Genomic DNA, 26,938 nt, shown 5'->3' with positions numbered 1-26,938 from the left:
CTCCTAGAGCATAAGTGCAATGATTGAGTCGAGTGCTTTAATGCCGACAAAGGGTAAAATCACCCCGCCTAAGCCATAAATCAGCATGTTATTTCGCAGTAATTTTTCGGCACTTATAGGTCTGAGCTTGATGCCTTTTAATGCCAATGGAATTAAGGCCGGAATGATAAGAGCGTTAAATACGAGCGCTGCGAGTACGGCTGAGGTTGGGCTGTGAAGCTGCATCAGATCCAGTGCACCAATCGCAGGCAAAGCCCCCGCAAATACCGCTGGAATAATGGCAAAATACTTAGCCACATCATTAGAGAGAGAAAATGTAGTCAAGGCGCCGCGGGTGATCAGCAATTGTTTCCCGACTTCAACGATAGCCAGTAATTTAGTGGGATCAGAATCCAAGTCCACCATATTGCCAGCTTCTTTAGCAGCTTGCGTACCCGAGTTCATCGCAAGACCTACATCGGCCTGCGCTAATGCCGGCGCATCGTTAGTGCCATCCCCCACCATAGCCACTAATCGACCTTTGGCCTGCTCTGCGCGAATAAGGGCAAGTTTATCCTCAGGTTTAGCTTCAGCGACAAAATCATCGACCCCAGCTTCGGCGGCAATCACGCCAGCCGTTAACGGATTATCCCCTGTCACCATGATGGTCCGCACACCGAGTGCTCTTAAACGGGCAAACCGCTCCGCAACGCCTGGCTTAATCACGTCACTTAAGGCTATAACCCCTAAAATGTGCGTGCCACAGGCGACGACTAAAGGAGTCCCCCCCTGCAAAGCCACTTTGCGGATAAGCGCGTTAACTGATTCAGGCCAGTGAATTTGATGCTGCTGCGCCCAAAACTGCATCGCATCGCCAGCGCCTTTAATGCCTTGAATACCATCGGTTAAAATCACCCCAGAAACCCGAGTCTCCGGCGTAAATGGGATAAAAGTCGCATCCGTAGGTTTGACGGGCAACACCGCGCCCAAATCTATGGCCAATTTGAGTACAGATTTCCCTTCAGGGGTGGGGTCATCGAGGGAAGACAGCACCGCCGCATCACGCAACATCTCAGCAGCAATGCCTTTCACCGGTAAAAATGCGGTCGCTTGACGATCACCGAAAGTGATAGTGCCAGTTTTATCTAGCAGTAACGTATCGATATCCCCCGCAACTTCCACGGCTTTACCCGATTTAGCGACCACATTGGCGGCTAAGGCGCGGTTCATGCCTGCAATGCCAATAGCGGGTAACAAGCCACCAATCGTCGTTGGGATCAAACACACTAACAGCGCAATTAACATTGTGTAATCAAGGCTTGCACCGACGAAACCCGCCATGGGTGGCAAAGTCACCACCACGATGAGGAAAACCGCAGTCAATGATGCAAGTAGCACAGTCAACGCCGTTTCGTTCGGTGTTTTCTGACGCTTCGCCCCTTCGACCAGCCCTATCATACGATCTAAAAAGCTATTCCCAGGATCGTTGGCAACCAGCACGGTAATTTCACCCGTAAGTACCTTAGTGCCGCCAATCACACCGGAATGATCGGTACCCGCTTCACGCAGCACTGCCGCAGATTCACCGGTAATCGCCGATTCATTAATAGTGGCTATCCCTTCGATGATTTCACCATCGGCAGGAATATAATCACCCTGTAAAACCTTCACCTTATCGCCTTTGACAAGCAAAGTTGCGGATACGGATTCCAACTCACCGTGGCGTATGCGCCGAGCCTGCAAGGCCTCTTTCGCTGACTTTAAGCTAGCCGCTTGTCCGCGCCCCCTTGCCTCTGCCACGGATTCCGCAAAGTTAGAAAACCACACGGTAAGCAAAAGAATAAGGGTCGTGGCTAGCTCAAAACCAACAGTCTCGCCATTGAAGAACTTTTGTCCTGTGATCAAAGCGGCGAGTAAAGCGCCCACCATCACCACGAACATCACAGGGTTGCCAGCCATACTCACTAAGGACATTTTCTTTACAGCACCGAAGGCAGCTTGCTTCACGCCGGCGCTATCTAATATTTGAGCAGGTTTATGCATGACTATTTCTCCAGACTCATAGTGGCAAGTTCTAAAGCTTCGCCAATAGGCCCTAATACCGCCGCAGGTAAGAAAGACAGGAAGTTAATGATTAAAATCACAGCAATAAGGGTGAAACAAAAGGTGGGACTCTCGAGCTTCAAGCTCGCGTTACTGTCGGGGCTCACTCTTTTACTCGACATCATCCCCGCAATCGCCAGCGGTAAAAACAGTGGCAAGTATCGACCAAGCAGTAAGGCGATAACGCAGCTGATATTCCACCAAGGCGTGTTATCACCTAAACCTTCAAAACCCGAACCGTTATTAGCAAAAGCGGAGGTATATTCGTAAAAGACTTGCGAAATTCCATGAAAGCCGGGGTTGCTGTTGCCCGTAATACTCGGGATAGCCACAGTGATCGCCGTCAAACCTAAGACGCACAAGGTAGGTAAAACTAATAGACTTCCCAAAAGGGTGATTTCACGGGTTTCGAGCTTACGACCAAATATCTCTGGCGTACGGCCAATCATCAATCCCGATAAGAAAACAGCAATCCACACATAAACGATAAAGTTAACAAAACCGCAGCCAATACCGCCCCATATCGCATTAAGTAACATGCCTGATCGCGTCATCAATCCCCCGATTGGATTGAATGAATCGTGCATGGCATTGACCGAACCGTTAGAGGTTTGTGTGGTAAAAGAAGCCCATAGCGCCGAAAGCTCAGGTCCAAAGCGAACTTCTTTACCCTCCATATTCGGCCCTTGGGCGCTTAATCCCGCAAAGGCAGCGTTGGGTTGCAACTCGCTGTACACAGTTGCCCCAAGAAAACTGACGCTCAATAGACCCATAGCCACCAAAGCCATCAAGGTAAATTTTTTGCGTCTTAGCATTCCGCCCGCCATAAAGACGACGGCCATAGGGATCAGCACTAAGGCAATGGTCTCGATTGCATTACTGACTGGCGTTGGGTTTTCAAGAGGGTTACTACTGTTGGGGCCATACCAGCCCCCGCCATTAGTGCCTAACTGCTTGATGGCCACCATAGAAGCAACGGGGCCGATCGGAACGACCTGCTCAGTGATAGGTGATGCAGAATCTAAGGTGTTTACTTTTTGCGCACCGTCAAAACTACTCGGTACGCCTTGCCAAGTCAGTAACAGCGCTACAATAGCCGCTAATGGCAGCATAAGTCTGAGTACACCGCGCACTAGGTCAACATAATAGTTACCCAGATTTCGAGCCTCGCCCTCTTTGGCGCTGTCATTATTCAACCCGCCTAACATTCCCCGCAAAATCGCCACACAAACAGCCAGCGCCATGGCTGGAGTGACAAATTGCAGTGTGACAATGACAAATCCTTGGGATAGATAACTGAGCTGAGCCTGCCCGGAATAGTGCTGTTGATTGGTATTGGTGAGGAATGACACCGCAGTGTGCAAAGCCAGATCCCAAGATAATGGTCCTATGCCATCGGGGTTAAGCGGTAACACATGTTGGAATTTAAGGATAAGAAACGCCAAAATGCCAAGTACCAAGTTGCTGATAAGAAACGCTGCACCATAGGATTTCCATGTCATCCCCGAATGGGCATTTACGCCTATAGCCCGATAAATCCACTTTTCAATGGGATTAAATAAACGATCTGAAAAATGGGACTGACCAGAGAAAACCCCTGTCATATAGGATCCCAACAGCCATGCGAGCCCAAGCGCAGTAGTAAAAATAAGGGTAATTTCAAACATAACGACTCCTAAAACTTATTAGGGGCAAACATTGCCACTGCTAAGTAGATGAAAAGTGCTATGGAAAGTATTAGAAATATCCAGTCCATATAATTTGTCCTTAAGAAAGTGAGTAACAGGACAAATATATGAATTAACCGCGTAAAGTCTCTAGAGTCCAAATGACTAATCCCGTAAAGAATACGTAAAAGTCATCATAATCAGTGGTAAATAAGGCCACAATAAACCATGGCATTAGCTATAAAAGTAAAATAAAAATGCCAGCTAGAAATACTAACTGGCATTAACACATGACCTAGCGATGATATTGTAGATTAATTAAGCTCTATATTTTTCATTTTATTATAGCTATCAGTCTTAATCTCTTTAAGTACACCTTTATTGTCATCAATAAATAATGCTTTTATATCATTCTGATTAGCGACGACTAATCCTTCTTGACTTCCTAAACATAATAGCGCTGTAGACCAAGCATCTGCTCTAGCCGGATCCGTTGCCAATACAGTTACAGATACTGTGTTATGGGTTACGGGTTTACCGGTTCGCGCATCAATAATATGTGAATAGCGCTGCCCTAAATGATCAAAATAATGACGATATGTACCCGATGTCATGATCGCTTGAGGGAAATTAATAAGCAGAACCTTTTGCATTATTCGCTGTTCGGGCAGCGGTTTTTCAATCGCGATTTTCCAAGCAGAACCGTCGAGCTTACTGCCGTGTACGACCATTTCACCGCCAATCTCTACCAAATAATTATCGATATTGTATCGCTTTAGCACATCTGCAACTTTGCCTACGCTATATCCCTGTCCAATCGAAGATAAATCAAGATGTATCTCTGGCAAATCTTTAGTTAACATTTGATTATCAATACTTAAATGATGTAAGCCAACATAGGTTAATGTCTGTTGAAGTGCACTTTCTGTAGGAATAGTTAATTGATTATGGGTAAATCCCCACAAATCGAATAATGGTTTAATGGTCAAATCATAACAACCCTCCGTTTTTGAAGTGACCTCCTTGGCTATCCCTATGAGCCCTAAAATATCATCCCCGACCGCCATAGCGGAGTGCATACTGTTAAAACGAGAAATCACCGAATCTGAACGATAAGTAGACATATGAAGATCTATTTCTGCCAATTGCCGTTCAATCTCGCGATTTATCTCTGTACTATTTAACTTGTCTTTACTCCAAAATGTCACATGCCAACTCGTTCCCTGCGCAAGGCCTTCTAACTTGGTATAAACTGGCGATTTCTGGCACCCTACTAGCATAATGAGTAATATACATGTTAATAACCATTTCATTTACTGACCCTCCCAGTCAATTCAACAAATCAACCATAAAATACATTTAAAATTAAAATCGCCAGAATGCCCGTGAGAAAATAATGAGTACAGGAAATATTTCTAATCGCCCAAAAAGCATAGCGACACACATCAGCCATTTAGCCGCATCTTTTAACGTGCCAAATCCAGATGCAGTGTCACCATAACCAATCCCCATATTATTAATGCACGCGGCGACGGTTCCAAAGGCGGTGGCAAAATCATGTCCAATGGCGACCAATCCCCATACAAAAACGCAAGTAAAAAATATGTACAGGAAAAATAATCCCCATACTGAACGAATGACTCTGTCTGAAACAACTTGGCCACTGATCTTTGTCGTTAAAATGGCATTAGGATGAACCAATTGATGAATTTCTCGGATCCCTTGACGGTACAAAAGTAAAAATCTGACAGCTTTAATACCGCCACAAGTAGAACCAAAGCATCCACCAAAAAAGCTCGCGCCTAATAATAAAAGCACAATATGACTGGGCCAATTAGGATAACCTGCAGAGCCTAATCCATTGTCCGTCATAACTGAAACTGTTTGAAAAAATCCATGTACCAATGAATCTTTAATATCAAAAGTTTGAGTACGATTCAGCTCTAAACAAGCGATCCCAACAACGATAGATAATATGAGAATAAAAAATCGAACCTCCGCATTATACCAAATAGGCTTGAAGCTTCGCCGAACTAACACTATGTAGTATAAGGCGAAATTGATTGCTGCAAGTATTGAAAACACACCACCCACAAGCTCAATTGCAGCACTGTTATAATATCCTAAGCTGTCACTATGTGTGGAAAATCCACCCAATGAAACGGTAGATAGACTATGACATATGGCATTAAACCAATTCATTCCTGCAAGTTTATAAGCAACTGCACAACCTAAGGCAAGTACGCTATAAAGCCCCCATAAATTTCGAGCCGTATCCGCAAGGCGGGGCGTCATCTTTTCCTCTTTCATGGGACCTGGCATCTCAGACTGATATAATTTTGCGCCACCAATACCAAGAAATGGCATAATTGCAACGGCCAAAACAATTATCCCTAACCCACCGAGGAAATTAAGCTGTGCTCGATAAAATAAAATCGATTTGGGTAGTTCATCAATATCTGAAAAAATCGAGGCTCCAGTCGTCGTAATGCCAGACACACCTTCAAACATGGCATCGGTTAAACTCAAGTCCAATCGTCTATCAAGAAGAAAAGGTAATGCACTCATTAAGGAAAATATCAGCCAAAATAAACAAGCGACCATGAAGCCATCACGTTTTTGCAGATTTTTATTTTCCTCACTTGTCATCTTCCAACCGACCACACCAATAAAAAGGGAGAGGAGGAATGTGATTAAAAATGGAGTGATATATCCATCTTTATAAAATAATGCAACAGCGATAGGCATCAACATGGTGAAGCTATATATGACAATCAAAAAGCTACATAGATGAATTATGGTATGAAATCGAGAGCTAGATTTCTGTATTCCACTGACTGCAATCATTCCAACTCACCTTTAGATATTTATCGTGAAAGACTTAATGAATAATTTATTAGGTATCATAAAATACAAGCGCTCACGTCCTGTTCTAAAATTATATGCAATCGATAACAGAGTTAGGTTAGGAAATAGATCGCCCCCTAATACTCTTTGTCGTCTAAGGTGGATTGCAAGTTGACTTATTGTCGCGACAATGGCTATGACAATAAAAGTGATTAGATTGATAAAAACAGCCACATCTATCATTGGGAGAGAATAACAAGGAACATTAGATAAAAAATAAACACGAATAGCTTCAACAAATACAGCCATATACGTATATTGAAAACAACATTGAAGTGTAATCATAACGACAACGAGTTGGAGTACAATAATAATGCTTTAGATGACACCCTCCAAGAGGGTAAATACAAGCAAATAGCGAGTAGGCACTCAGAAATAAAGCTCAACCTAACAGAGAGTTTAAAAACACTTAGTTTGTCCATCAAAATGTAAGTCGTTATGTCATACAGATTTTCACTTTAACAGACGAAAACAATTCTGACGCGTAAAAAAAACGTAAAAAAATACGGAAATTAACTTTAGATAGACAAAATGAATAACATTATATTTTTGAAATCCCCAATCAATTTAACTGGGGATGGTTAGTATCAATATGCTTAAATGGCTAAGGCTTGCTCAAGATCGGCAATCAAATCTTGAGGATCTTCGACGCCAATGCTCAATCTAATCAGGTTGTCATTCACCCCTGAAGCTAGCCGACTCGCAGCATCCATAGCGGCATGGGTGGTACTAGCGGGGTGGCAGGCAAGGCTCTCTAAGTCGCCTAAACTGACCGCTTGAGTAAACAAGTTCAAATGATCTAAAAACTGCGCCGCTCGATTAAAACCCCCTTCGAGCTCAATACTCACCATACCGCCAAAAGCGTTGATGGTTTCACTCAGAACTTGATGACCTTGATCCTCTGCTAGCCCTGGGTAATAAACTTTTGCAACGCTCGGATGGGTTGCAAGAAAAGCGGCGACCTTAGCCGCGCCCGCAAGATGAGCATCCATTCTAAGTGCTAAGGTACGTAAGCCTCGCTGTAATAAATAGGCTTCCTGTGGCCCAATCGCAGCGCCGATATGTTTAAGCGCTATAGTGCGAATAGGTTGCATTAATGCCTTAGGTCCAGCGACAACACCTGCGATTAAATCGCCATGGCCACTTAAATACTTAGTGGCACTGTGCATCACGATATCAATGCCATGTTCCAGCGGTTTGAATAAATACGGGGTTAAAAACGTATTATCACAAATGGTTATAGCGCCCACTTTTTCGGCGGCAAGCTTAACCTTACGGTAGTCACTGACTTTTAAGGTCGGATTGGTGATGGGCTCAAATAAAATAATTTTTGTTTCGGCGGTAATCTCTGCCAATAAATGATCATCATCTTGATAACGGCGCACAGTAATACCCGCGCGGGTTAACGTTTGGATTAAAAATGCCGCAGTGCCACCGTATACGGGGTCGATAAATGCGATTTCATCACCTTGACTCGCTAAGGCATAGAAAATACTGCTGATTGCCGCCATCCCACTCGCAACAACGAGTGCTTCATCAGCCCCTTCCAGTTGTGCTAATTGATATTCAAGCGCCTGCACTGTCGGATTCGCCATGCGACTGTAGATAAAGCCCGGTTGCTCACCTGCAAAACGGGCTCGACCATCCTCGGCACTACCGTAGGCGAAGGTGCTACTTTGATAGATAGGAGTTGTAAGAGCGCCCGTCGAGTTATCAGCGGCATAATGGGTGTGAAGTAATTTAGTTTTAAATTGCATAATAGATCCTAATAACCATTAAATGGCATGAGCGAATGAGGCGTAATGTGCTTGAGCAACGTCGGGATGAGAGCGCAAACGCCCTTTTAATACGTTCTGGCCCACTTGGTGGAAAAGAGGATTTAATGGATCGCTTGCCGGTCCTTGAGCTTTGTTCGCCAGATGCTTTGGCAAAGGTAACAAAGGAACTGTCGCATTCAACTGCGCCGCCATAAAAAAGGCACACGAGTAGCGCTCGACCCCAGCAGGCGGGCTCGTCACCCTATGGTTGGTTGCCTTTAAATACCCATTAGAAGCCAACTCAAGTAATTCACCTATATTCACCACAAAGGCGTCTTCTAATGGCGGTATGCTTAACCAACCGTTGTCAGTCTGAACCTCTAAACCGGATTGCTTATCTTGCAGCACTAAGGTCAAATAGCCAGGATCTTTGTGTGCCCCTACACCTTGGCCTGAAGTCTGTCCATCCGCGCTGGGATAGCGAATAAGCTTCATATGCTGATAAGGACCCGCTTCGATCGTGGCATCAAAGGCGCTTTCTGGCTGCTCTAGCGCAACAGCTAAAGCCCTCAATAGTGTGACACTGGTATCGGCTAAATCCTGTTGCCATGCCAATAAAGTCGATTTCATCTGTGGTAATTGTGACGGCCATTGATTAGGCCCCTGTAGCTGCCACCATATAGGCACATCAGACTGCTGAGGATTAGCCACTTCTTCTTGCATGATATCAAACTGTTCCCGCAAGTCCGGTTTCCCTAAGGTCAATTCACCTTGCAAACGGGTATAACCGCGAAAATGCGGTGTATTAGCCATTTTCACCGCAAGTTTATCTACGACGGGCAGCGCAAAGAAATCTGCCGCTAACTGAAGTACTTGCTGCTGTCTAGCAAGCTCAATGCCGTGGCCGGTGAGATAGAAAAACCCTATTCTTCTGGCAGCATCGGCAAGCTTAGTAATAAAAGCGTTACGACGTTGTCCACCCGCATGCCAATCACTTAAATTCAATATCGGTAATTGTTCCATCAATGACTCCCATTTAATGCATTGTCTGAGCCGGATTCTATGCCTTTATGGGTCGATGGATAATGAATTAATAACTATTTGATATATTAAACAGTAATAATAGATCATTTAGATATATAGACATCTAGGCTTCTATACTGCTAGATTTGAATTTCAAAGGTTAAAACAGCGGTAATTATTAGGCCAACTCAAACCGCACCACTCAGATAAACATCATAAGCCATACTGCTTAATGATCTTTATCTGGTTATTTTTCAATATATTAGTACAATTAAGATATAAAAATAAAAGCGAGTCCACTTTTGCGGCACTCGCTTTTTAAGGTTTCGAAGTTTTAACGTTTCTAAGTCATGTCAGTTATAAACCTAGATGCTTCTACCAATGACATTATTGATCATGCCAAATTAGCACTTGGGCTGACTCACCATTACTACGGGTGGCGCGGTACATACCTTCGGTATTAAATGGCGTAGCAATATTGCCACGCTGATCGACTGCAATCACACCACCTGAACCGCCAGCAGTGATAAGACATTGATTAATAACTTCATCTGCAGCCTGAATGATAGATTTTTGCTGATATTTCACCTTGGCACAAATATCCCCCGCTACGAGGTAACGGATAAAGAATTCACCATGACCCGTTGCCGATACGGCACAAACACCGTTTTCAGCATAAGTGCCAGCACCGATGACAGGAGAGTCACCGATACGACCAAAGCGTTTTGCCGTCATACCACCGGTCGATGTACCTGCAGCTAAGTTACCCTTTTTATCTAAGGCGACAGCACCAACGGTACCAAATTTGTAATCGAGGTCCTTCATCTCAACATTAGCAACTTGTTCAGATTTAGCCGCAGCTTGCAGTTTTTGCCGTGCATCGAGTAATTGCTGATAACGCTCGTCAGTATCAAAATGATGATTTGGCACTAAAGTAAAACCTTGAGTCAGTGCAAATTCTTCTGCTCCTGCGCCCGAGAGCATCACGTGCTCAGATTTATTCATCACGGCCAAGGCTAAGTCAATTGGATTGGCAATATGACGCACTCCAGCAACAGCACCAGCATTCATGGTTTTGCCATCCATAATGGCGGCATCTAATTCATGTCCGCCGTCATAGGTGTAAACCGCGCCTATACCAGCATTAAACAGAGCACTATTTTCAAGGATATTAATTGCGGTTTGTACTGCCACTAAGCTGTCACCGCCCTCCTCTAAAACTTTTGAGCCTTTATCGACCGCTTCCTTTAACTTATCTTTGTAGGCTTGGCGTTGTTCAGGGGTGAGATTAGCTTTAGAAATCGTCCCCGCGCCGCCGTGGATCGCAATGGCGAACGGTTTATCATTGGCAAAGGTGTTATGTGACATAAAAAGTAGGCCCGAAATAATTAAACTAAAGGTGGCTAATTTTGTTTTCATTCTTTACATCCCCTTAAAAAGTAGCGTCCTTTGTAACCATTTCATCGTGTAATTTCAATCATCTCCTTGCCTGTTGGTTTTATTCTGGCGACAATGATGCCAAATCACAGGGACTATAAAGTGCAGCCATTTTTGCAAATCACCTCACATTACATTCGTCTTTGCTTGTTTCTGAGTCTGATTTCAGTCACATCAGTCGCAGCAGCAGATGATTTTATCAAATTATCTGTTACAGGCGTGAATGAAGCGCTTCGAAGCAACATAGTTGCTCACTTAGGCGCTTTACCTGAATCTGAGGTGCAGCGCCGTGCCTTTTTGTTTAATGTCGATGACAATATCAGCACCGCCTTAGAATCCATGGGCTACTATCACGGTGAAGTAGAAGAAAAGCTGATTGAGCATGACAAGGGACCGTGGGAATTAAAACTTGAAATCAGCCCCGGCGAGCCAACCATTGTTCAGTGGGTCGATATTAATTTTAGTGGTGAAATGCTTGATGACCGAGCTTTCGATCAATGGCTCGCAAAGGTCAACATTAAACCCGGCGATGTGTTAAATCACGGTGTTTACAGCGACGTAAAATCGCAACTCGTCACCTTAGCCTTGGCACGAGGTTACTTCGATGGCGAATTTACTGAATCACAAATTAAAGTTAACCGCGATATTAATACCGCACAGGTAAGTTTGCATTTTGATTCAGGCAAACGTTACCGATTTGGCCAAGTCAGTTTCGATGGCCATAACTTAGAACCCGATATATTAGAGGATCTTATCCCCTTTAAAGAAGGTGCTTCATACTCAACTCGCCGTGTAAGCGCCTTGAATCGTCAGTTATTAGATACTGGTTATTTCGCCAATATCAAAGTGATCCCGCAAATCGATAACGTCGAAGATAACCATATTCCAATGCGAGTCGAATTAACGCCTAAGGCAAGTCACGCAATTGAACTCGGTTTTGGTGGTGATATTGGCAAAACAGATCAAGCCTTTGATCCGAGGGTGCGCGTGACTTGGCGTACACCACAAATCAATAAATACGGGCATTCCCAAGAAACCAGTCTCGAATGGTCGCCCGATAGACCAAAGTTATTAACCACTTATACGATTCCGCTCACACATCCCTTAGACGATCAATTAAAGATCCGCCTCGGTTTGCTGCGGGACAAATACGGTGTGACTCAAGTATATGATGCCGAGAATCGTGATTTTAGTAACACAGGCCAGCTCGAGTCGACTAAGTACCTTCTGGGACTATTACGTCAGCAAAGACTAGAAAATCAATGGCTAATGAGTTATTCGTTGGAGGCCATACGCGAAGAATATACCCAGTCTGACGTCGATTATATGCCGTCGTTTTATCTGGCAGGAATTAACTTTTCTCGGACTAGCCGGGGAGATAACTCACTGGATCCTAAATCCGGGTTTAGACAAATTTACAGCCTAGACTATGCCGATCCCTATTTAGGATCAGAAACCCGCCTAGCCCGCTTGCAAGCTAAATTTAAATGGATTGATACCTTCTTCGATAACCACAGAATCGTCGCTCGTATTGATTTAGCTGCCAACTTAGCTAACGAGAATGATCTTGCCTCTATCCCACCATCACTACGCTATTTTGCCGGTGGCGATCAGAGTGTCCGAGGTTATGGTTATCAAGAACTCGGCCCCTATTTAGACTATGTTGCTGACGATGGAAAAACCAATCGCGAGGTTATCGGTGGCCGCTATTTAATGGTTGGTAGTTTGGAATATCAATATTATGTGACCCCCACTTGGCGGGTCGGCACATTTATCGATGCGGGTAACGCCTTCGATAATAATCAATTTGAACCTGTCGTCTCTGTCGGTGGCGGTATCCATTGGATCTCCCCGATTGGTCCAATCAAATTAGATTTAGGGGTCGGATTGAAAGAAACTGAGACCATTGAAAGATCATGGCGAATTCACCTAACCATGGGGACAGATCTATGAGCCAGCCCCCAGAGCATAATAAGCCAAGCGAACAAGATATCGTTGATAATCCCATCATTGAAGCCAATGAAGCCGAAGCCACTGAAACCATAGTGACCTCTGTCACCCCATCGGTGTCATTCATTCAAAGACTGTGGCGGCAGTTCAAACTCTGGACTCGGATTATTATCTATGTGCCATTAGGGCTTTTAGTGTTAATCGCCCTATTACTCGGCACTGAATTTGGCTCGCGCATTACCGTGGGTTTAGCCGATCAATTTGTACCCGATCTTGAACTGACTTATACCTCTGGTTCCATTAACAAAGACTTAGCCCTATCACACGCGGCTTGGTCTATGGCCGGAATGAACGTGCAACTTGAGGATCTGCATTTACTGTGGCAGCCCGCCTGTTTACTGCAAAAACGCTTATGCGTGAATAGCTTATCTGCGGCTAAAGTCAATGTCACTATTGATACCCTAGCGCTTTCTGCAGACTCAAACGAAGCGCCAGTCGCGCCACTTGATGAAGAACCCAGCGAGCTCCTATTACCCTTTGATATTGTTTTAGATTCTGCTGAACTCAATGGCGTTAATATCCAAGTGGATGATATGCAATTTACCGCTAATCGTCTTAACGCAGAAGCACAATGGTTTACCGAAGGTTTGTCGGTTAAACAGCTATCCAGCGAAGGATTATTCATACTGATCCCTGCATCAACCGATGTAGCAACACAAACTAGCACGGCAGCGGTAACGAATGCAGCAAATCCCAGCACTGCTACGAATACTACACCTACACCATCGGCCAGTCCGTCGCTAACAAAAGAGGCTGAATGGGCTTTAGCACAATTGCCACAAGTATTTATGCCTTTCCCTGTGACGGTCAATGCCTTAACGCTAGACAACACCACACTGCAAATCGGCAATCGTAAAGATGTTTTTAGCCATGCAGAACTACAAGGCAGTTTCCGTGAATACCAATTGACCTTAGACCATCTCGCCATTAGCCACACCGATGGCAGCGCCGATATCACAGGCAGCCTAACACTTGATAAAGATTATCCACTCGATTTAGAGGCAAATCTCACCCTTAACCAACTAGTCGAATTGCCAGATCTCACTCATCAAGTATTAACGTTAAAGCTGAGCCAAAGTTTAGGGCAACTTCAGGTGAATGCCGTCGCCAAGGGCGATGCAGACTTTACACTAGATGGCCAAATAACACTGCAAGACCCTAACCTGCCCTACAAGGTGAAACTTGAACAGACACGGCTTCAGTGGCCACTGAAGAACCCTGAATACTCGGTAAGCGATGCCACACTCGATAGCCAAGGCGACCTTAATCGGCAAGAGGCGAGTCTTACTGGCCAACTGATCACACCATTTCACAAAGTGCTCGACATAGACACTGACATCCAACATCAAGATGCTAAGTTAACCATCAATAATCTTGATGTAATGGGCGCGATTGGTAAGGTCAAACTCACGGGCGAACTCGATTATCAAAAAGCCATTAGCTGGAACGCCAATCTCTGGATCAATGACATCAAATTACAAGAAATACAGCTGCCACAAACGGATACAGCGCAAAGTACAACGGGTTTACCGGACAGTTTGATTTCAGGAAAATTACGCACTAAAGGCTCATTTGCAGACCCCCGTTGGCAAGTATCCCTGAGCGATACTGAGCTCACTGGCACTTTGCAAGGTTATCCCTTCGACATTACAGGGGATATCAGTGTGAATGACTCCCTGTATGTCAGTACTAAAGGGCTGAACGCCAAAGTACTAGGTTCAACTCTGGCACTCAAAGGCGAAGCCAATGCCAATTGGGATCTCCAAGGTGAATTACAAGTGCCCGACTTTGGCCTATGGTTACCTAAGGCCAGCGGCCAACTACAGGCGCAGATCAATGTCACTGGTGACGAGAAACACCCCCAGGTCGAGCTTACAGCGCAGCTGGCAGAACTTTACTATCAAAACATTAAACTGCAGGAATCTAATTTAAAGGCCTATTACAAGCCGCTAGATCAACATGAATTTGCTATCTCGCTAAAATCAAAAACCTTACAGATTGCAGAACAAAATTTAGATACAGTGACACTCGGGGCGAAAGGTACCATTAACGCTCAAAAACTCACTCTCAACGCCACGGGCGATCTTGGGCTCGATGCAACGATGAGCAGCCAATACGATGTGAAGAAGTCACGACTACAGCTCGATGTTGATCGTTTAAATCTCAACACGCCCGTAGGCCTATGGCAGCTCGATAACACCATTAATCTGGCTTGGGACCAAATCAAGAATCAAGGCAGCATTACGCCCTTTTGCCTCATGAATCCCAATAGCCATATCTGCCTAAACAGTAATACACCAATAGGTAAAAAAGGCAGCGCACAGGTGAGCTACTTAGGTAATCCAGGGCAATTACTTGTCCCAATATTACCAACGAATATGCGTTGGAACGGCCCAGCATCGCTATTAGCCAATGTTGCATGGGCTGCTGGCCGTAAGCCTACTGCCGATGTAAACTTTGATTTTGCTCCCGGCAGCATTATGCTCAAACGGGATAAAAATCGTGAAGTCACCATTAATTACCAAAACCTGTCATTAAAAGCGACCTTAGATGCAAAACGGCTGGCGACGGTTTTAGATTTTGAATCAGAAGGCGTGGCCAGTTGGCAGAGTGAGGTTAACGTCAATGTCACACCCGATCGCACTCTGTCAGGTTATGCCAATATCAAGCAAATCAACTTGCAGCCACTTGGGGAGTTTTTCCCTCAATTAAATACAGTGCAAGGTTTGCTAACGAGTCAACTTAACTTTGCGGGTAGTCTAGATGCGCCCGAAGTATCGGGGAGCATGGCCTTAACTGAGGGCGCCTTAGCCCTAACTGCAAACCCAACATTAATCGACAAAATTGACATGTCGATGTCATTTGCGGGTCAACAAGCGCAGCTTAAGGGACGTTGGATGATGGGCAATGGTTTAGGCAGAGTGAATGGTCAACTGCAATGGCCCCAAGGTCAATTTAGTGGCGAGTTAGCCCTCGAAGGCGATAAGCTCGCCGTGATCCAACCGCCACTGGCTATTCTCGATGTCTCCCCCGAGATCAACTTAACCTTCAACAGTAAGCAACTGGCAGTAAAAGGAAAAATAGCGGTGCCTTCTGGCAACATTAAAATTGTGCCATTAGCGGAAGGCGGTGTCGCAGCCTCCGAAGACGTGGTATTTGACGACTCCATTGCCGCCACTCAGCCTAAAACTAGCCCCTACGCCATCGTTGCAGATCTGAATATCAGTGTGGGGAACGAACTCAGAATTGATGGTATGGGTCTCAAAGGTAAACTCCAAGGGACCTTAAAGCTACAGCAGCAAGCTTTCCGTCCTCCTTTGCTCTTCGGTAATATCAAAGTCAATCAAGGTAGCTACAAGTTTATGGGCCAAACCCTAAAAATCCGCACTGGTGAAGTGCAATTTGTGGGGCCAACGTCATTACCAAACCTGAATATTGAAGCGATACGGGAAATTAAGACTGAGGACTTAGTGGCAGGTGTACGCGTCACAGGCACGCCATCACGCCCAGTGGTGACCTTATTTTCCAATCCCGCCAAAGAGCAGGCCGAAATCTTGTCTTACATTATCAAAGGCAGTGGCTTTAACAGCGCCAACAATGAGCAAAATAACTCGCTGATGATGGGCGCGGCACTCGGTTTAGGCTCACAGGTGGGCGGTGGCGCAATTAACAACCTAGGGAATACTGCGACAGGACTCATTGAAGAATTTGGTTTCTCTAACGTGCAACTCGACACTAATGATGAAGGGCGTGTGGCGATCAGTGGCTTTATCGGCGATAACTTAATGGTGAAATACGGAGTAGGTGTATTTAACCCTGGTTACGAAATGACAGTCAGGTATTACTTACTCTCACAACTCTATCTAGAAACCGTGTCAGGCACTTTAGGCCAATCACTTGATATCTATTACAACTTCAATATCAAGTAACCATATGAATACCAAGATATTGACACTAAAAAATTAGCATTCAATCACTCTAGCCAAACAATCTCACAATACACGTTACAGTATGTTGAGGTTGTTTGGGTAAAGCCTAAGTGTCTACCTATTAAATACAAACAACTAAAAATCAGCCACAAAAAAAGCGCCCTTAGGCGCTTTTTGCTTCAATTACGACAATTAAGCGTAAACGAAGTCAACATGTTCAATGATTGGCTTGAACACGTGGCGTTGCATAGCTTGTGCACGAACACCCACTTCTTTACCATCAACAACGATAGTCAGAGTAGAAGTGTAGAAGTCAGCATTAGCTTGAATGTTAATGATATCTTTGTGATCAAAAACAATAGAAACTGGCTCTTTGCCTTGGCCATAAATAACAGCAGGTACTTTACCAGCATGGCGTAGGCGGCGGCTCGAACCTTTCCCTATTTCAGTGCGGGTTTGTGCTTGGATAGTGTAAGACATGTGTTTCTCACTTAAATTTAGAGTAAAAAGTTGCCGGCATTTTCGACCAATGACGGCTCATATAAAGCGCGCGAATACTAACATAGATACCCAAGGCGCACAAGAATACCGCAAGCCCTCTATTTATCGGCGTCAGCGTTAGCAAAACAGACCGCTATTTATCAAATTGAGGAACTTGTATCTTGGCTGTTACCGCAGAGAAAAGGCTTTGATCTCAAACAAAAAACACGAGATCTAGATCACACTGGGAAATTGAGAAGCCTGTTAAGCTCGGGCAAATTTCGATAACTGCTGTGTCAAAAAATGCGTCATGCGCTATACCAGTTACAACAAGAAAATAGACTTTCATGCCAACTGGCCCGTGAACTCGTCTCTCTTATCGAAACCGTTCCTTATCAGCAAAATACCCTCGAATTAAAATTCTTAGAATTGCTTGCCTGCACCCAACAAAAAAACCGCAGCTTGATCTTACTTATGCAAATTATTGAGTCCGTCGATATTGAGTCGCAGAGGCAAAGACAATATCAATTTTCACAACGTCTCAGCCTATTGATCTGTGATTGGCAACAACATAGAGAAATGAACAAACTCAATCAACAATTTATCCCGCTGCTCAGACATTACTTGATCGAATCGCAAGCTTTGGAACAAGATTTTTATCAGCAGATCCAACAACAGATCATTGCTACCAGTGCCTTACCGGACCACAATCGACGTGCACAAAACCAGAATTAGGATAATAACCCACACCACCGAGTTTCAGGGATAAAGCCGCTTCTCTGAGGGTTTTTAGTTTAACGCTAGGGATCGCTATGTCCATCGCCATGCCGCGCATGTGATAACTCTTCTTAGCAACTCCGCCACTGTGGCTCACGAGCATGGCATTGGTTTTTGGTGAACGGTAACCGGAAATTACATGGATTTCATCGTTGGTATTCAAGGTTGTTTTGAGCGAGTGGAGTAAATCAAATAAGCGCTTATCCATAGGCGCTGCCACATTCTGACGATGATCCCGCAACAAATGATTAAAATTGTCTAACACCTTGCTCTGATAATGACCATCTACCCAGTAACTACCGTCATCGCGCTCGCCAGTATGACGATTAAACAAACTTAACTCGCGGATCCCTTTGGTTGAACGGCTGGCAACCGCTTTTGAGGGAATAAAGGAACATAATGCCACACCACTAAGGCCTAACAATAACTGCCTACGGGCAGGACATATTAAAGTCACATGATCACCTTTTGTATGCTTTTTGGTCACTAGTAAGGCAAATTATACTGAATAAGCCCTAAGATCAAGTTTTGCCAACCCCATTCTGAGTAGGATTTCAAAATGCCAAGCGAGTTCAGATGCTTATCTTGTTCAACTTTACAGCACAAAAACGTTAATGTTGTTCCAAAACCGTGGCAGGCACAGCATTCGTCAGCTCAGGTTCCAAATCATAAATGTCGCGACGGTATTGATCCTGCCCACTATCGTCTAACCATGCAGTCCAGTAAACCAGATGCACGGGCAGCTTTTCGGAAAGTGAAAACCACTGAGGTTCAGTAATACCAGGGGCTAACTTGTCCCATAAACGTTTGTCTTTCACTAAATGTTCTTTAAACCACTGGGCTAATTCAGTGGCTTTTTCAATACGAATACAACCAGATGATAGTGCCCTATCGTCCTTTTTAAAGAGACTTGGCTCAGAAGTTCCATGTAAATAGACACTGAAACTGTTATCAAAGTGAAACTTATATTTACCTAATGCATTCTTAGCCCCAGGGCGTTGTACAAGCTGATAGGGAAACGAAGCGCTGGCTAAGGTCTGCCATTCCTCTGGCATTCGTTGCACCCGTTGACCGTTATAATCGTATACATCAAATTGACGTTCATTAAGATAATGACCATTTCGCTGAATTTGCGGCAGAATGTCCCGCCGTAAAATGCTGCTAGGCACTCGCCAGCTAGGGTTAAGCACCACGCTAGAAATCTGACTGTCCAAAATCGGTGTTTGCCGAGAAGATTTACCCACAATGACCTTGGAACTTAACACTGGCGTACCATTATCGACCAACGTCATCTCAAAAGCGGGCACATTAATCAGCAAATAACTCGGCTCTAATTTACGTTCAAACACTCTTTGTCGAATAGTGTTTTTAGCTAATAGTACCGCCCTCGCCCTTGGCGATTGGTTCACCCAAAATAAGGTCTGCTTACCTATCACCCCGTCCTGTTTTAACCCATGCTTTTGCTGAAAGCGCTTAATGCCAGTCATAAGTTCTTCGGTATAAACTTGATTCACTCTAGGCTCAGTGGCTAAGTCTCCCAATATCCACACACGATTTGCTATGGTATCAACGATCTGATGACTCATTCCTAAGGTTAGCTTTTCATCTAACACTAAAGTTTCCCATGGTTCAATTGTGTCCAATTGCACTAAATGGGCGATTTGCTTAAGCACCTTTTGATATTGGGGATCCTCTGGAATAACGGATGAAACCGTCTCTGGGGATCCAGCATTGTTACATTCTGCGGATGTCATCACATAATGCCAGTAACCGGTAACATCAGCTTGGATTCGTACTAAATCAGCAGTAGATAAGGTATTAGGAGAAAGTGTTAAGTCACGATAATGCTGGCCAAATACTGGATTAACGCCCGCGAGATCTAATAGCAACACCTGTGGCACTAAGGCCGCAAGCGGCAGCACAGCAGTAAGATCTTCAGCTTTACCCTCAAGATTTGGCTGCGCAGCAATACTCGAATTTGATGTTAAGGATTGAGCGCCATCAGCTGCACCTACCTTTGGCACTAAAATTATTGGAATACAGAAAAAAAGGCTGAGTAATAGTTGCGCTAGATTACGCCTCGTCGGCATCGGGTTAATCTGCAATGCTTTCAAGTTCGCAATGTGGAACTCCTGCTCTATCAATTTGAGTTCTCTCACGTTTAGCGTTACACACATGGATGGGGGCAAATAGCGAATGATCTTTTTCAATATCATAAATACTCCCTTAGCTATTTTTAAGGTCACCTGAGAGCCAGCGGTTATATCAGCCAACAACACTGTTATATGACTATTCCATGGAGATCAATTAATTACTAGGGGTTAACTCCAGATAATGAAAAGAAAAATGCCACTGAGGTCGTCAGTGGCATTGATATCAAACAAACTCGCATAAATATGCTGAGCAAGTGCTCGTTAGCAAAAAGACACGAGATCTTCTTCGACAAATTGCTCTGGTAATTTCTGTAGGCTACGTAACATCAAAGGATTTGCCAACACCATCGCCATTTCTTGACGATTGAGTAAAGCTAATGCGCTCTGTTGACAACGAGCTTCATGCACCTTCACATGCACTATGGCTTCCATCGCTTCAATTGGTGTACCCGCAGCACGCAAAGGCTGTTTATCCACCATGGCTAAATGCAATTCCATCAACGCAGGGTCTTTAAGTACCTGTGCTAACGTCCAAGGCTCAGCAATGTGTCTTTGGTAAGCGGCGCGCGCTTCTTGCGCTTGCAGACAAATTTGCGCAGGGTTACGTTCTTCTGGTGTTGCAAGAATACCGGCACGCTTGAACACTTCGCCAATTTTGACTGAACCTGTCCATGCCGAAATTGGCACCGCAATCCACAGACCGATCAACGCCGGACTCATCCAAGCTAACAAAGTCAAAGAATCCAAAATAGCCGCATAACCTAACATCACACCTGCCAGCATATGCCAGCGGTGACGATAGATTAACGTCATCCAAGGCATACTGCCGTCATCACGACGTTGCGGCGACCAACCACTGTCACGTCCCATCAGAATTGACATCACAGCACCACAATGGATAAACATCATGATAGGTGCAATCAGCGCTGAAAGTATGACCTCAAAGATCACACTGAATATCGCTTTAATTCGACCACCAACACTGCGAGCAAACTCACCGTCTTTAAGCAGCAACAAGACACCAAATACTTTAGGGCCAAACAAAACCCCCATAGTAATGTAGAACAATCTTAATGCCCTATCCGAGTCCATGATGGGCCAAGTCGGGAACAGTGAAAATTGATCGGTGAAATATTCAGGTCGAATAAAGTGTGCCTGCAGGGCTAACATCAAACCAGTCAAAATCAACATCAACCAGAAAGGAGATGACAAATAAGCCATGATACCCGTCAGTAAATGTAAACGGCTTACCCAGTGCAAACCTTTAGTCGGCAAAATACGCGAATGCTGCAAGTTACCTTGGCACCAGCGACGATCACGCACGGCTAAGTCGATAATCGACGGTGGACATTCTTCGTATGAACCCGGTAAGTCATAGGCAATGACTACACTCCAGCCCGCACGGCGGATCAGCGCAGCTTCAACAAAGTCATGGCTCATGATATGACCACCAAAAGGTGGCTTACCCTTAAGGTTAGGTAATCCCGCCGCGGTCATAAATGCTTCGGTGCGGATAATGGCGTTGTGGCCCCAGAAGTTACCTTCTTTTTGTACCCACCAGCCTAACCCGGTACCAATTACGGGACCATAAATACGCGCCGCAAATTGCTGTAAACGGGCCATTAAAGTGGTGCCATTGATCAACGACGGAATCGTTTGGATCAAGCCCGCATCAGGATCGGCCTGCATGCGCTGAGCTAAGCCAGTGATGGTTGAAGACTCCATCAAACTGTCGGCATCAAGCACTAACAAGTGATCATAACGCGACCCCCAACGACGGCAAAAATCGGCTACGTTACCCGCTTTACGGGCGACGTTTTTACGACGGCGACGGTAATACACCCGCGAATGCTTATGGGTTTCTTGACGTAACACCAGAAACGCCTGCTCTTCGAGCAAAGCAATATCGGGATCGGTAGTATCACTTAAGATAAACCAATCAAAAGCATGACCATGACCCGTTTGCGACAAGGTTTCAGCCATCACTGAAACCGCCGAGAATACCCTATCAGGAGATTCGTTATAGGTCGGCATCAAAATCGCGGTTCGCGTATGCAGTTCAGTCACTTGCAAATCTTTTGCCCGCGGTTTTCGCAGTAAAATTAAAAAACCTGCAATACCGCTACAAAACGCCAAAGCAATCCAGCAGAAGTTAACCGCAAACAGCACTAGCACTAAATATTCCAGAGGAGTAATTCCGCCAATGCTAAATACCGCCCCCATTTCATAGATAGCAAACAAAGATAATAATAAAGCCCCACCCACTACAAACACACGACGGTAGGTACGCGAGCGTACCCCATCAGCCACAGTGCTACGGCGAGGGAATCCCTCTGGCATCTTACTTAAATTTTGGGGTTCCATAGCGCCAGGCCGTTCATTTGGCATAGCACTACCACCCACGAGGACTTCCGTCTCGAGTACCGAGTTATCGGATACAGTCATATCATGTTGCTCCGTCATGAACCTTACAGCGTCCAGCGATAGAGCCAGGTTTCAACCTGACGAGGAGTTGGGAACTTAAGTTCAGCGCGCAGTTCGATAAGATCTTTATCTTCTGGCTCTAATTCAAAAGCTAAGCGATAGCCATTTTTAGCGGCATTACGGGCAATCACCACGTTCGTGACCACACCACCAGAAGCTTCAACTTTAGCGACTGGCATTTCATCTGTCATCGGACCTTCAACTTGATAGTCGACCACAAATAAACGTCTTGGAGTCGCCTTAGCAATATCGGCACGACCACTGGCAGAGCGAGAAATATGTACAGCACCGACTTTCGCAGCAGGTTCTTCACCCCAACTCATGCGATAGGCAAAATGAAATTCACCGCCAGCAGGAATAGGCTGACGTGGTTTCCAATAACTAACAATGTTGTCATGAATTTCAGACTCTGTCGGAATTTCAGTCAACACCACTGAACCTTGCCCCCAATTACCCACAGGCTCAATCCATAGGCTTGGGCGACGTTCGTAATGGGCTTCTAAATCTTGATATGACGCATAGTCACGCTCACGTTGGATCAGACCAAATCCCTGAGGCGAGTTGTCAGAAAACGCACTGACTTGTAACTGACGTGGATTAGCTAATGGGCGCCATAAATGCTCACCACGACCATTTAACATCAATAAACCATCAGAATCATGTACTTCAGGTCTAAAATCATCGGTGTCGTGACGACCATTGAGTGAATGTAAGAACATGCTAGTGCTGGGTGCTAAACCGACTTTGCTCAGCTCAACACGAGGAAACAGTGTCGCTTCAACGTCAATCAAGGTGTTATCACCGGGACGGACAGAGAAAGTATAGGCACCTGCTACGCTTGGGCTATCTAACAAGGCATGCACGACAATCAAGTTGCTGTCATTGTGTGGACGCTCAACCCAGAAGGCGCGAAATATCGGGAATTCTTCCCCTTCAGCATCAGCCGTTTTTAACGCCAAACCACGGGAAGATAAGCCATAGGCGTTACCTTTACCTAAAGCGCGGAAATAACTCGCACCTTGGAATACCATAAGCTCGTCAAATACACCGTTCGTATTCAGTTGGTTATGAATACGGAATCCTGAGTAGCCAATGTCATCATTTGGTAGCGCTTGAGTAATCACTTCACCCGCAGTGAAATATTTAGGCTCATAGGCTAAGTGCGTTGCATTCTGACCTTCTACAATCGCAATCTCGATCAGATCTTGAAAATAGAAACCACGGTGGAACATTTGCATTTGAAATGGCACGCCCTGATCACGCCAAATAGACGCAGTCGGGTTAAAACGAATATCTCTGTACTCATCGTATGACAGTTTAGCAAGGCCAGCTGGCAAAGGATCTTTGAGGGTCACATAAGGTTTCGCTGCCAAACGTTTTGCAATCTTCACGACAGTTTCGCTATCAAAAGCGCCTGTCTTAGTGAATCTGATTTGATTTTTTGTACTGGGCTGAGAAATCACTTTCGGTGGAGTAACCACAGGAACTGCCTCGGCGGGTTTTGTCTCTTCAGCGTACGCGACACCAGACAGGGCGACTACAGCGCCTAGCGTCAGTGAACATATGAGTGACGAATAAGGTTTGGACGATGGGCAACGCAACAAGCTAACCATAGATAGGTAACCTAAAAAATAAACTAAGAAATCAATGTTTTTTATGTATACAGTGAATTTTTTTCACTCTGATTTAGGGATGAAAAAAAACAGTTGCTTACATATCGCGAAAGATATCAGAAGGAGAAAAAAACTCATAAATAAAGATGCAGTTAACCCCTTCTACACAATACTATTTGAGAATAAGCTTATACCAAAAATGAATATTAAAATAACATTATCATGCTTATTTCTGTTTTCAAAGTTACAAAAACAAATTAAGTGATCCAAATGCTACATTATTGAAAGTAAAATGAGTCTTTTTACGCCTCAACTAAGTGTTGATGATCTTAGATGAAATATCACAATAAGCGAATCAATCTGTTGGTAAGCCTAAGGATTAACACTAAGACAGCAGGAAAATTCAAAATTTTACCCGCTTAAATGTATCAAAACAACTGAGCTGATGTCACTGAAACTGCGGATCTATTTTAACATTTCATTGCCTGAACTATTTTGGCAGAAAAAGTGTCACAGATAATCCACCTTGATCCCTAGGCGCAATCACTAAACGACCTTGGTGCAATTCTATGATGTGATAACAGATAGACAAACCTAATCCCGCGCCTATGCCTTCATTTTCATTCACACGATAAAAACGTTCTGTCGCATTGGCAATCTGCGGCTCTGTCATGCCTTGGCCTCGATCCGCGACACAAATACAGATTTCATCATCCAAAGCATGGGCCAACACTGAAATCTCCGATTCCTGTGGACTGTATTTACAGGCATTTTCGATAATATTCTTCAGTACAAGTAGCAAATAAAAACGATCACAGGTCACCGTTAGATTGGATGCGATATCGATATTCCATTCATAATCTGTGATTTGTGGCATTAATTGATTAAGCGCATCTTCGACCATAGGCAAAATGGCGTGGGATGACACATTAAGCTCATTAATCGAGTCCACCCTTGCTAATACGAGTAATTGTTCAACGGTATGACTCATGTGCACTACGCCAGCATCTATCGCAGCTAAATGGAATTTCTGCTGCGGATCATCATCAATCAGACTTTCTAAGCCATGTTGATGTAATTTAATCACAGATAATGGCGTTTTAAGCTCATGGGCCGCATCGGCGCTAAAACGACGCTCACGGGCGATAAATCGCGCGATACTATTGATATATAAGTTCAATGCGCGCCGAACAGGGACTAATTCTTTAGGCAATGACATAGTCAACGGGGTCAAATCGTTGGGCGCACGTCCAATTAATTCTCTTTCAAAGGTTTTTAATGGCCGAAACAAGAGATAAAACAAGAAGCTAACAATAATTAATGTTAAAGGCACTACCATTAAAGGCACGATCACGGCGTTATGCATGATTTGCGATACGAGCTCTTGGCGTACTTCATCCTGTTGAGCAGTGACAATCCAAACATGATTTTTAACCGAAAAAAAACTGAACACATGCCAGAGTTCTCCTTCGAACACTTTCTTATGATAACCCTGTACGAATCGACTGATAGGTTGATGACCAATATTATCCGATAAAACTAAGGCTTCACCCGCCTCACTCCAGATTTGAAACGCCAATTTATGCTCATAGGCCAGTTTCAGCGCATCGGCCTTTTCGGCAAAGGAACTGATTTGGCTATCGGGAACGTGGAGCACTTGGGGTATGACGAGATCCTGAGCTGTTGTATTGGGCTCAGTATGATAGAACAACTCCAACATTTTAGCGGTTTGGAGCATTTGCGCATCGAAGAGTTCTTCGATTTGATGCTTAGAATCCCGAGTACTCAACCAGCTAGACACAGCGACGGATACTGAAATACCTGACAAAATTAATAATGTCAGTACCAAACGCAGTGAATACACATCTAGCCCCTTTAATCGAATCACTTCTTTTTCCTAACGACTATGCTTCAAGTCATCACTGCGTTATCAGGACCCACAAACGTGGAGCTTGTCATTTAACTCTTCAAATTAATTTATTTCAATCAAGGTATAGCCTATTCCACGCACGGTTTTGATTAATTCATTGGCAAGTTTTTTGCGCAGATGGTGGATATGCACTTCTATTGAATTACTGCCGACTTCATCCCAGCCATAGGTTAACTGTTCTAACTGACTGCGGGTCAATACACGCCCTGCCGACTGAGCGAGCTCGAGCAGTAATTGAAATTCACGCCGTGAAAGCAGCACATTTTGATCGCGAAAGGTCACTTCACGGGTATTAAAATCGATACACAAAGCACCAATAATCAAAATGTTGTGATCGAGCCCATACTGACGTCTGACGATAGCACGAATACGCGCGGCTAATTCACGCACATCAAAAGGTTTACCGAGATAATCATCGGCGCCCATGTCTAAACATTCGAGCTTAGTGCTGAAGGATCCCCTCATAAATCAGCCATAGCATAGCCATATTTGAGCAACTGATTGGCGAATAATACCCAGGCCGCCAGCAATTCTTTCTCCGTGATTTGATAATCAGGCCGCCTGAGTACCTCCAATCCCAAGCGAATCGTTGAGAGTACCGTTCGATGCCCAATGGTATTGGCCTGAAAATGCTTATCCCAGCCCTGTTGCTGTGCGTGTAAACCAACTAGCCACAACAGGCATTGAAC

At 44.6% G+C, this 26,938-nt stretch carries 17 protein-coding genes and 2 pseudogenes; 3 read left to right on the top strand and 16 right to left on the bottom strand.

Features of this window, described 5'->3' with window-relative positions; genetic code table 11:
• Positions 1 to 3: 3 nt before the first annotated feature.
• The 8 genes from kdpB to L5M18_RS15905 all read right to left on the bottom strand — a co-directional run bounded on the left by kdpB (position 4) and on the right by L5M18_RS15905 (position 10,855).
• The gene (gene kdpB, locus L5M18_RS15935) at positions 4 to 2,022 is read right to left on the bottom strand and encodes a potassium-transporting ATPase subunit KdpB (RefSeq protein WP_263197714.1); all 2,019 of its coding nucleotides are present in this window, start codon (positions 2,020 to 2,022) and stop codon (positions 4 to 6) included.
• A 2-nt stretch (positions 2,023 to 2,024) separates the two neighbouring features.
• Complete coding sequence (gene kdpA, locus L5M18_RS15930) at positions 2,025 to 3,749, bottom strand: potassium-transporting ATPase subunit KdpA (RefSeq protein WP_131525162.1); 1,725 nt, start codon at positions 3,747 to 3,749, stop codon at positions 2,025 to 2,027.
• An 8-nt stretch (positions 3,750 to 3,757) separates the two neighbouring features.
• Positions 3,758 to 3,838 carry a potassium-transporting ATPase subunit F gene (locus L5M18_RS23505; protein ID WP_105252297.1) on the bottom strand — a complete coding sequence of 27 codons (81 nt, stop codon included), beginning with the start codon at positions 3,836 to 3,838 and terminating at the stop codon, positions 3,758 to 3,760.
• Between the two features lie 225 nt (positions 3,839 to 4,063).
• On the bottom strand, positions 4,064 to 5,062 hold the full coding sequence (locus L5M18_RS15925) for an FAD:protein FMN transferase (protein WP_263197712.1): 999 nt from the start codon (positions 5,060 to 5,062) through the stop codon (positions 4,064 to 4,066).
• Between the two features lie 52 nt (positions 5,063 to 5,114).
• Positions 5,115 to 6,596, bottom strand: a complete 1,482-nt coding sequence (locus tag L5M18_RS15920; RefSeq protein ID WP_049821715.1) for a TrkH family potassium uptake protein — start codon at positions 6,594 to 6,596, stop codon at positions 5,115 to 5,117.
• Positions 6,597 to 7,252: 656 nt separating this feature from the next.
• The gene (locus L5M18_RS15915) at positions 7,253 to 8,413 is read right to left on the bottom strand and encodes a trans-sulfuration enzyme family protein (protein ID WP_219233701.1); all 1,161 of its coding nucleotides are present in this window, start codon (positions 8,411 to 8,413) and stop codon (positions 7,253 to 7,255) included.
• 18 nt (positions 8,414 to 8,431) lie between these two features.
• Positions 8,432 to 9,436: an isopenicillin N synthase family dioxygenase gene (locus tag L5M18_RS15910; RefSeq protein ID WP_219233702.1), complete on the bottom strand. Its 1,005-nt coding sequence runs from the start codon at positions 9,434 to 9,436 to the stop codon at positions 8,432 to 8,434.
• 387 nt (positions 9,437 to 9,823) lie between these two features.
• Positions 9,824 to 10,855, bottom strand: a complete 1,032-nt coding sequence (locus tag L5M18_RS15905) for an isoaspartyl peptidase/L-asparaginase family protein (RefSeq protein WP_263197708.1) — start codon at positions 10,853 to 10,855, stop codon at positions 9,824 to 9,826.
• A 120-nt stretch (positions 10,856 to 10,975) separates the two neighbouring features.
• On the opposite strand from L5M18_RS15905, the gene L5M18_RS15900 reads away from it, so the two are divergent.
• Positions 10,976 to 12,826 carry an autotransporter assembly complex protein TamA gene (locus tag L5M18_RS15900; RefSeq protein ID WP_028760161.1) on the top strand — a complete coding sequence of 617 codons (1,851 nt, stop codon included), beginning with the start codon at positions 10,976 to 10,978 and terminating at the stop codon, positions 12,824 to 12,826.
• Entirely contained in the window at positions 12,823 to 16,812 is a 3,990-nt protein-coding gene (locus tag L5M18_RS15895; protein ID WP_263197706.1) for a translocation/assembly module TamB domain-containing protein, read from the top strand. The genes L5M18_RS15900 and L5M18_RS15895 overlap by 4 nt, the downstream gene beginning before the upstream one ends.
• A 192-nt stretch (positions 16,813 to 17,004) precedes the next feature.
• Here L5M18_RS15895 and rplY read toward each other — a convergent pair whose 3' ends face one another.
• Positions 17,005 to 17,292, bottom strand: coding sequence for a 50S ribosomal protein L25 (rplY, locus tag L5M18_RS15890; RefSeq protein WP_028760163.1), 288 nt, complete (start codon positions 17,290 to 17,292; stop codon positions 17,005 to 17,007).
• 303 nt (positions 17,293 to 17,595) lie between these two features.
• Here rplY and L5M18_RS15885 point away from each other — a divergent pair, with 303 nt between their 5' ends.
• A complete protein-coding gene (locus tag L5M18_RS15885) occupies positions 17,596 to 18,027 on the top strand; it encodes a hypothetical protein (RefSeq protein ID WP_028760164.1) in 432 nt (143 codons plus the stop codon).
• Here the strand turns inward: L5M18_RS15885 and L5M18_RS15880 are convergent.
• The 7 genes and pseudogenes from L5M18_RS15880 to L5M18_RS15850 form a co-directional block, all read right to left on the bottom strand.
• On the bottom strand, positions 17,978 to 18,526 hold the full coding sequence (locus tag L5M18_RS15880) for a DUF882 domain-containing protein (RefSeq protein ID WP_028760165.1): 549 nt from the start codon (positions 18,524 to 18,526) through the stop codon (positions 17,978 to 17,980). The two genes, L5M18_RS15885 and L5M18_RS15880, sit on opposite strands and share 50 nt — an antisense overlap.
• Positions 18,527 to 18,680: 154 nt before the next feature.
• Positions 18,681 to 20,159, bottom strand: a complete 1,479-nt coding sequence (locus tag L5M18_RS15875; protein WP_411569276.1) for a L,D-transpeptidase family protein — start codon at positions 20,157 to 20,159, stop codon at positions 18,681 to 18,683.
• Between the two features lie 324 nt (positions 20,160 to 20,483).
• Positions 20,484 to 22,667 carry a glucans biosynthesis glucosyltransferase MdoH gene (gene mdoH, locus L5M18_RS15870; protein WP_105252289.1) on the bottom strand — a complete coding sequence of 728 codons (2,184 nt, stop codon included), beginning with the start codon at positions 22,665 to 22,667 and terminating at the stop codon, positions 20,484 to 20,486.
• Between the two features lie 23 nt (positions 22,668 to 22,690).
• Positions 22,691 to 24,319, bottom strand: a complete 1,629-nt coding sequence (locus tag L5M18_RS15865) for a glucan biosynthesis protein G (RefSeq protein ID WP_049821716.1) — start codon at positions 24,317 to 24,319, stop codon at positions 22,691 to 22,693.
• Between the two features lie 490 nt (positions 24,320 to 24,809).
• Entirely contained in the window at positions 24,810 to 26,207 is a 1,398-nt protein-coding gene (locus L5M18_RS15860) for an ATP-binding protein (protein ID WP_263197702.1), read from the bottom strand.
• A gap of 84 nt (positions 26,208 to 26,291) precedes the next feature.
• Positions 26,292 to 26,702, bottom strand: a pseudogene (locus L5M18_RS15855) (response regulator transcription factor); the annotation flags it as partial.
• A gap of 8 nt (positions 26,703 to 26,710) precedes the next feature.
• Positions 26,711 to 26,938 (bottom strand): annotated as a pseudogene (locus tag L5M18_RS15850) (IS4 family transposase); the annotation flags it as partial.

This window comes from Shewanella sp. SM20 (assembly GCF_025654545.1).
Taxonomy (GTDB): domain Bacteria; phylum Pseudomonadota; class Gammaproteobacteria; order Enterobacterales; family Shewanellaceae; genus Shewanella; species Shewanella oncorhynchi.
Note: the sequence above shows the minus strand (reverse complement) of the source record. Positions and strands in the feature narration are given on the sequence as shown.

What these genes read in the sequence shown, in the direction of transcription:
- L5M18_RS15885 (WP_028760164.1), top strand. Translation starts at nt 17,596, where the DNA reads ATGCGTCATGCGCTATACCAGTTACAACAAGAAAATAGACTTTCATGC.
- rplY (WP_028760163.1), bottom strand. Translation starts at nt 17,292, where the DNA reads ATGTCTTACACTATCCAAGCACAAACCCGCACTGAAATAGGGAAAGGT.
- kdpB (WP_263197714.1), bottom strand. Translation starts at nt 2,022, where the DNA reads ATGCATAAACCTGCTCAAATATTAGATAGCGCCGGCGTGAAGCAAGCT.
- L5M18_RS15905 (WP_263197708.1), bottom strand. Translation starts at nt 10,855, where the DNA reads ATGAAAACAAAATTAGCCACCTTTAGTTTAATTATTTCGGGCCTACTT.
- L5M18_RS23505 (WP_105252297.1), bottom strand. Translation starts at nt 3,838, where the DNA reads ATGGACTGGATATTTCTAATACTTTCCATAGCACTTTTCATCTACTTA.
- L5M18_RS15895 (WP_263197706.1), top strand. Translation starts at nt 12,823, where the DNA reads ATGAGCCAGCCCCCAGAGCATAATAAGCCAAGCGAACAAGATATCGTT.
- L5M18_RS15920 (WP_049821715.1), bottom strand. Translation starts at nt 6,596, where the DNA reads ATGATTGCAGTCAGTGGAATACAGAAATCTAGCTCTCGATTTCATACC.
- L5M18_RS15910 (WP_219233702.1), bottom strand. Translation starts at nt 9,436, where the DNA reads ATGGAACAATTACCGATATTGAATTTAAGTGATTGGCATGCGGGTGGA.
- L5M18_RS15925 (WP_263197712.1), bottom strand. Translation starts at nt 5,062, where the DNA reads ATGAAATGGTTATTAACATGTATATTACTCATTATGCTAGTAGGGTGC.
- mdoH (WP_105252289.1), bottom strand. Translation starts at nt 22,667, where the DNA reads ATGACTGTATCCGATAACTCGGTACTCGAGACGGAAGTCCTCGTGGGT.
- L5M18_RS15875 (WP_411569276.1), bottom strand. Translation starts at nt 20,159, where the DNA reads ATGCCGACGAGGCGTAATCTAGCGCAACTATTACTCAGCCTTTTTTTC.
- kdpA (WP_131525162.1), bottom strand. Translation starts at nt 3,749, where the DNA reads ATGTTTGAAATTACCCTTATTTTTACTACTGCGCTTGGGCTCGCATGG.
- L5M18_RS15865 (WP_049821716.1), bottom strand. Translation starts at nt 24,319, where the DNA reads ATGGTTAGCTTGTTGCGTTGCCCATCGTCCAAACCTTATTCGTCACTC.
- L5M18_RS15915 (WP_219233701.1), bottom strand. Translation starts at nt 8,413, where the DNA reads ATGCAATTTAAAACTAAATTACTTCACACCCATTATGCCGCTGATAAC.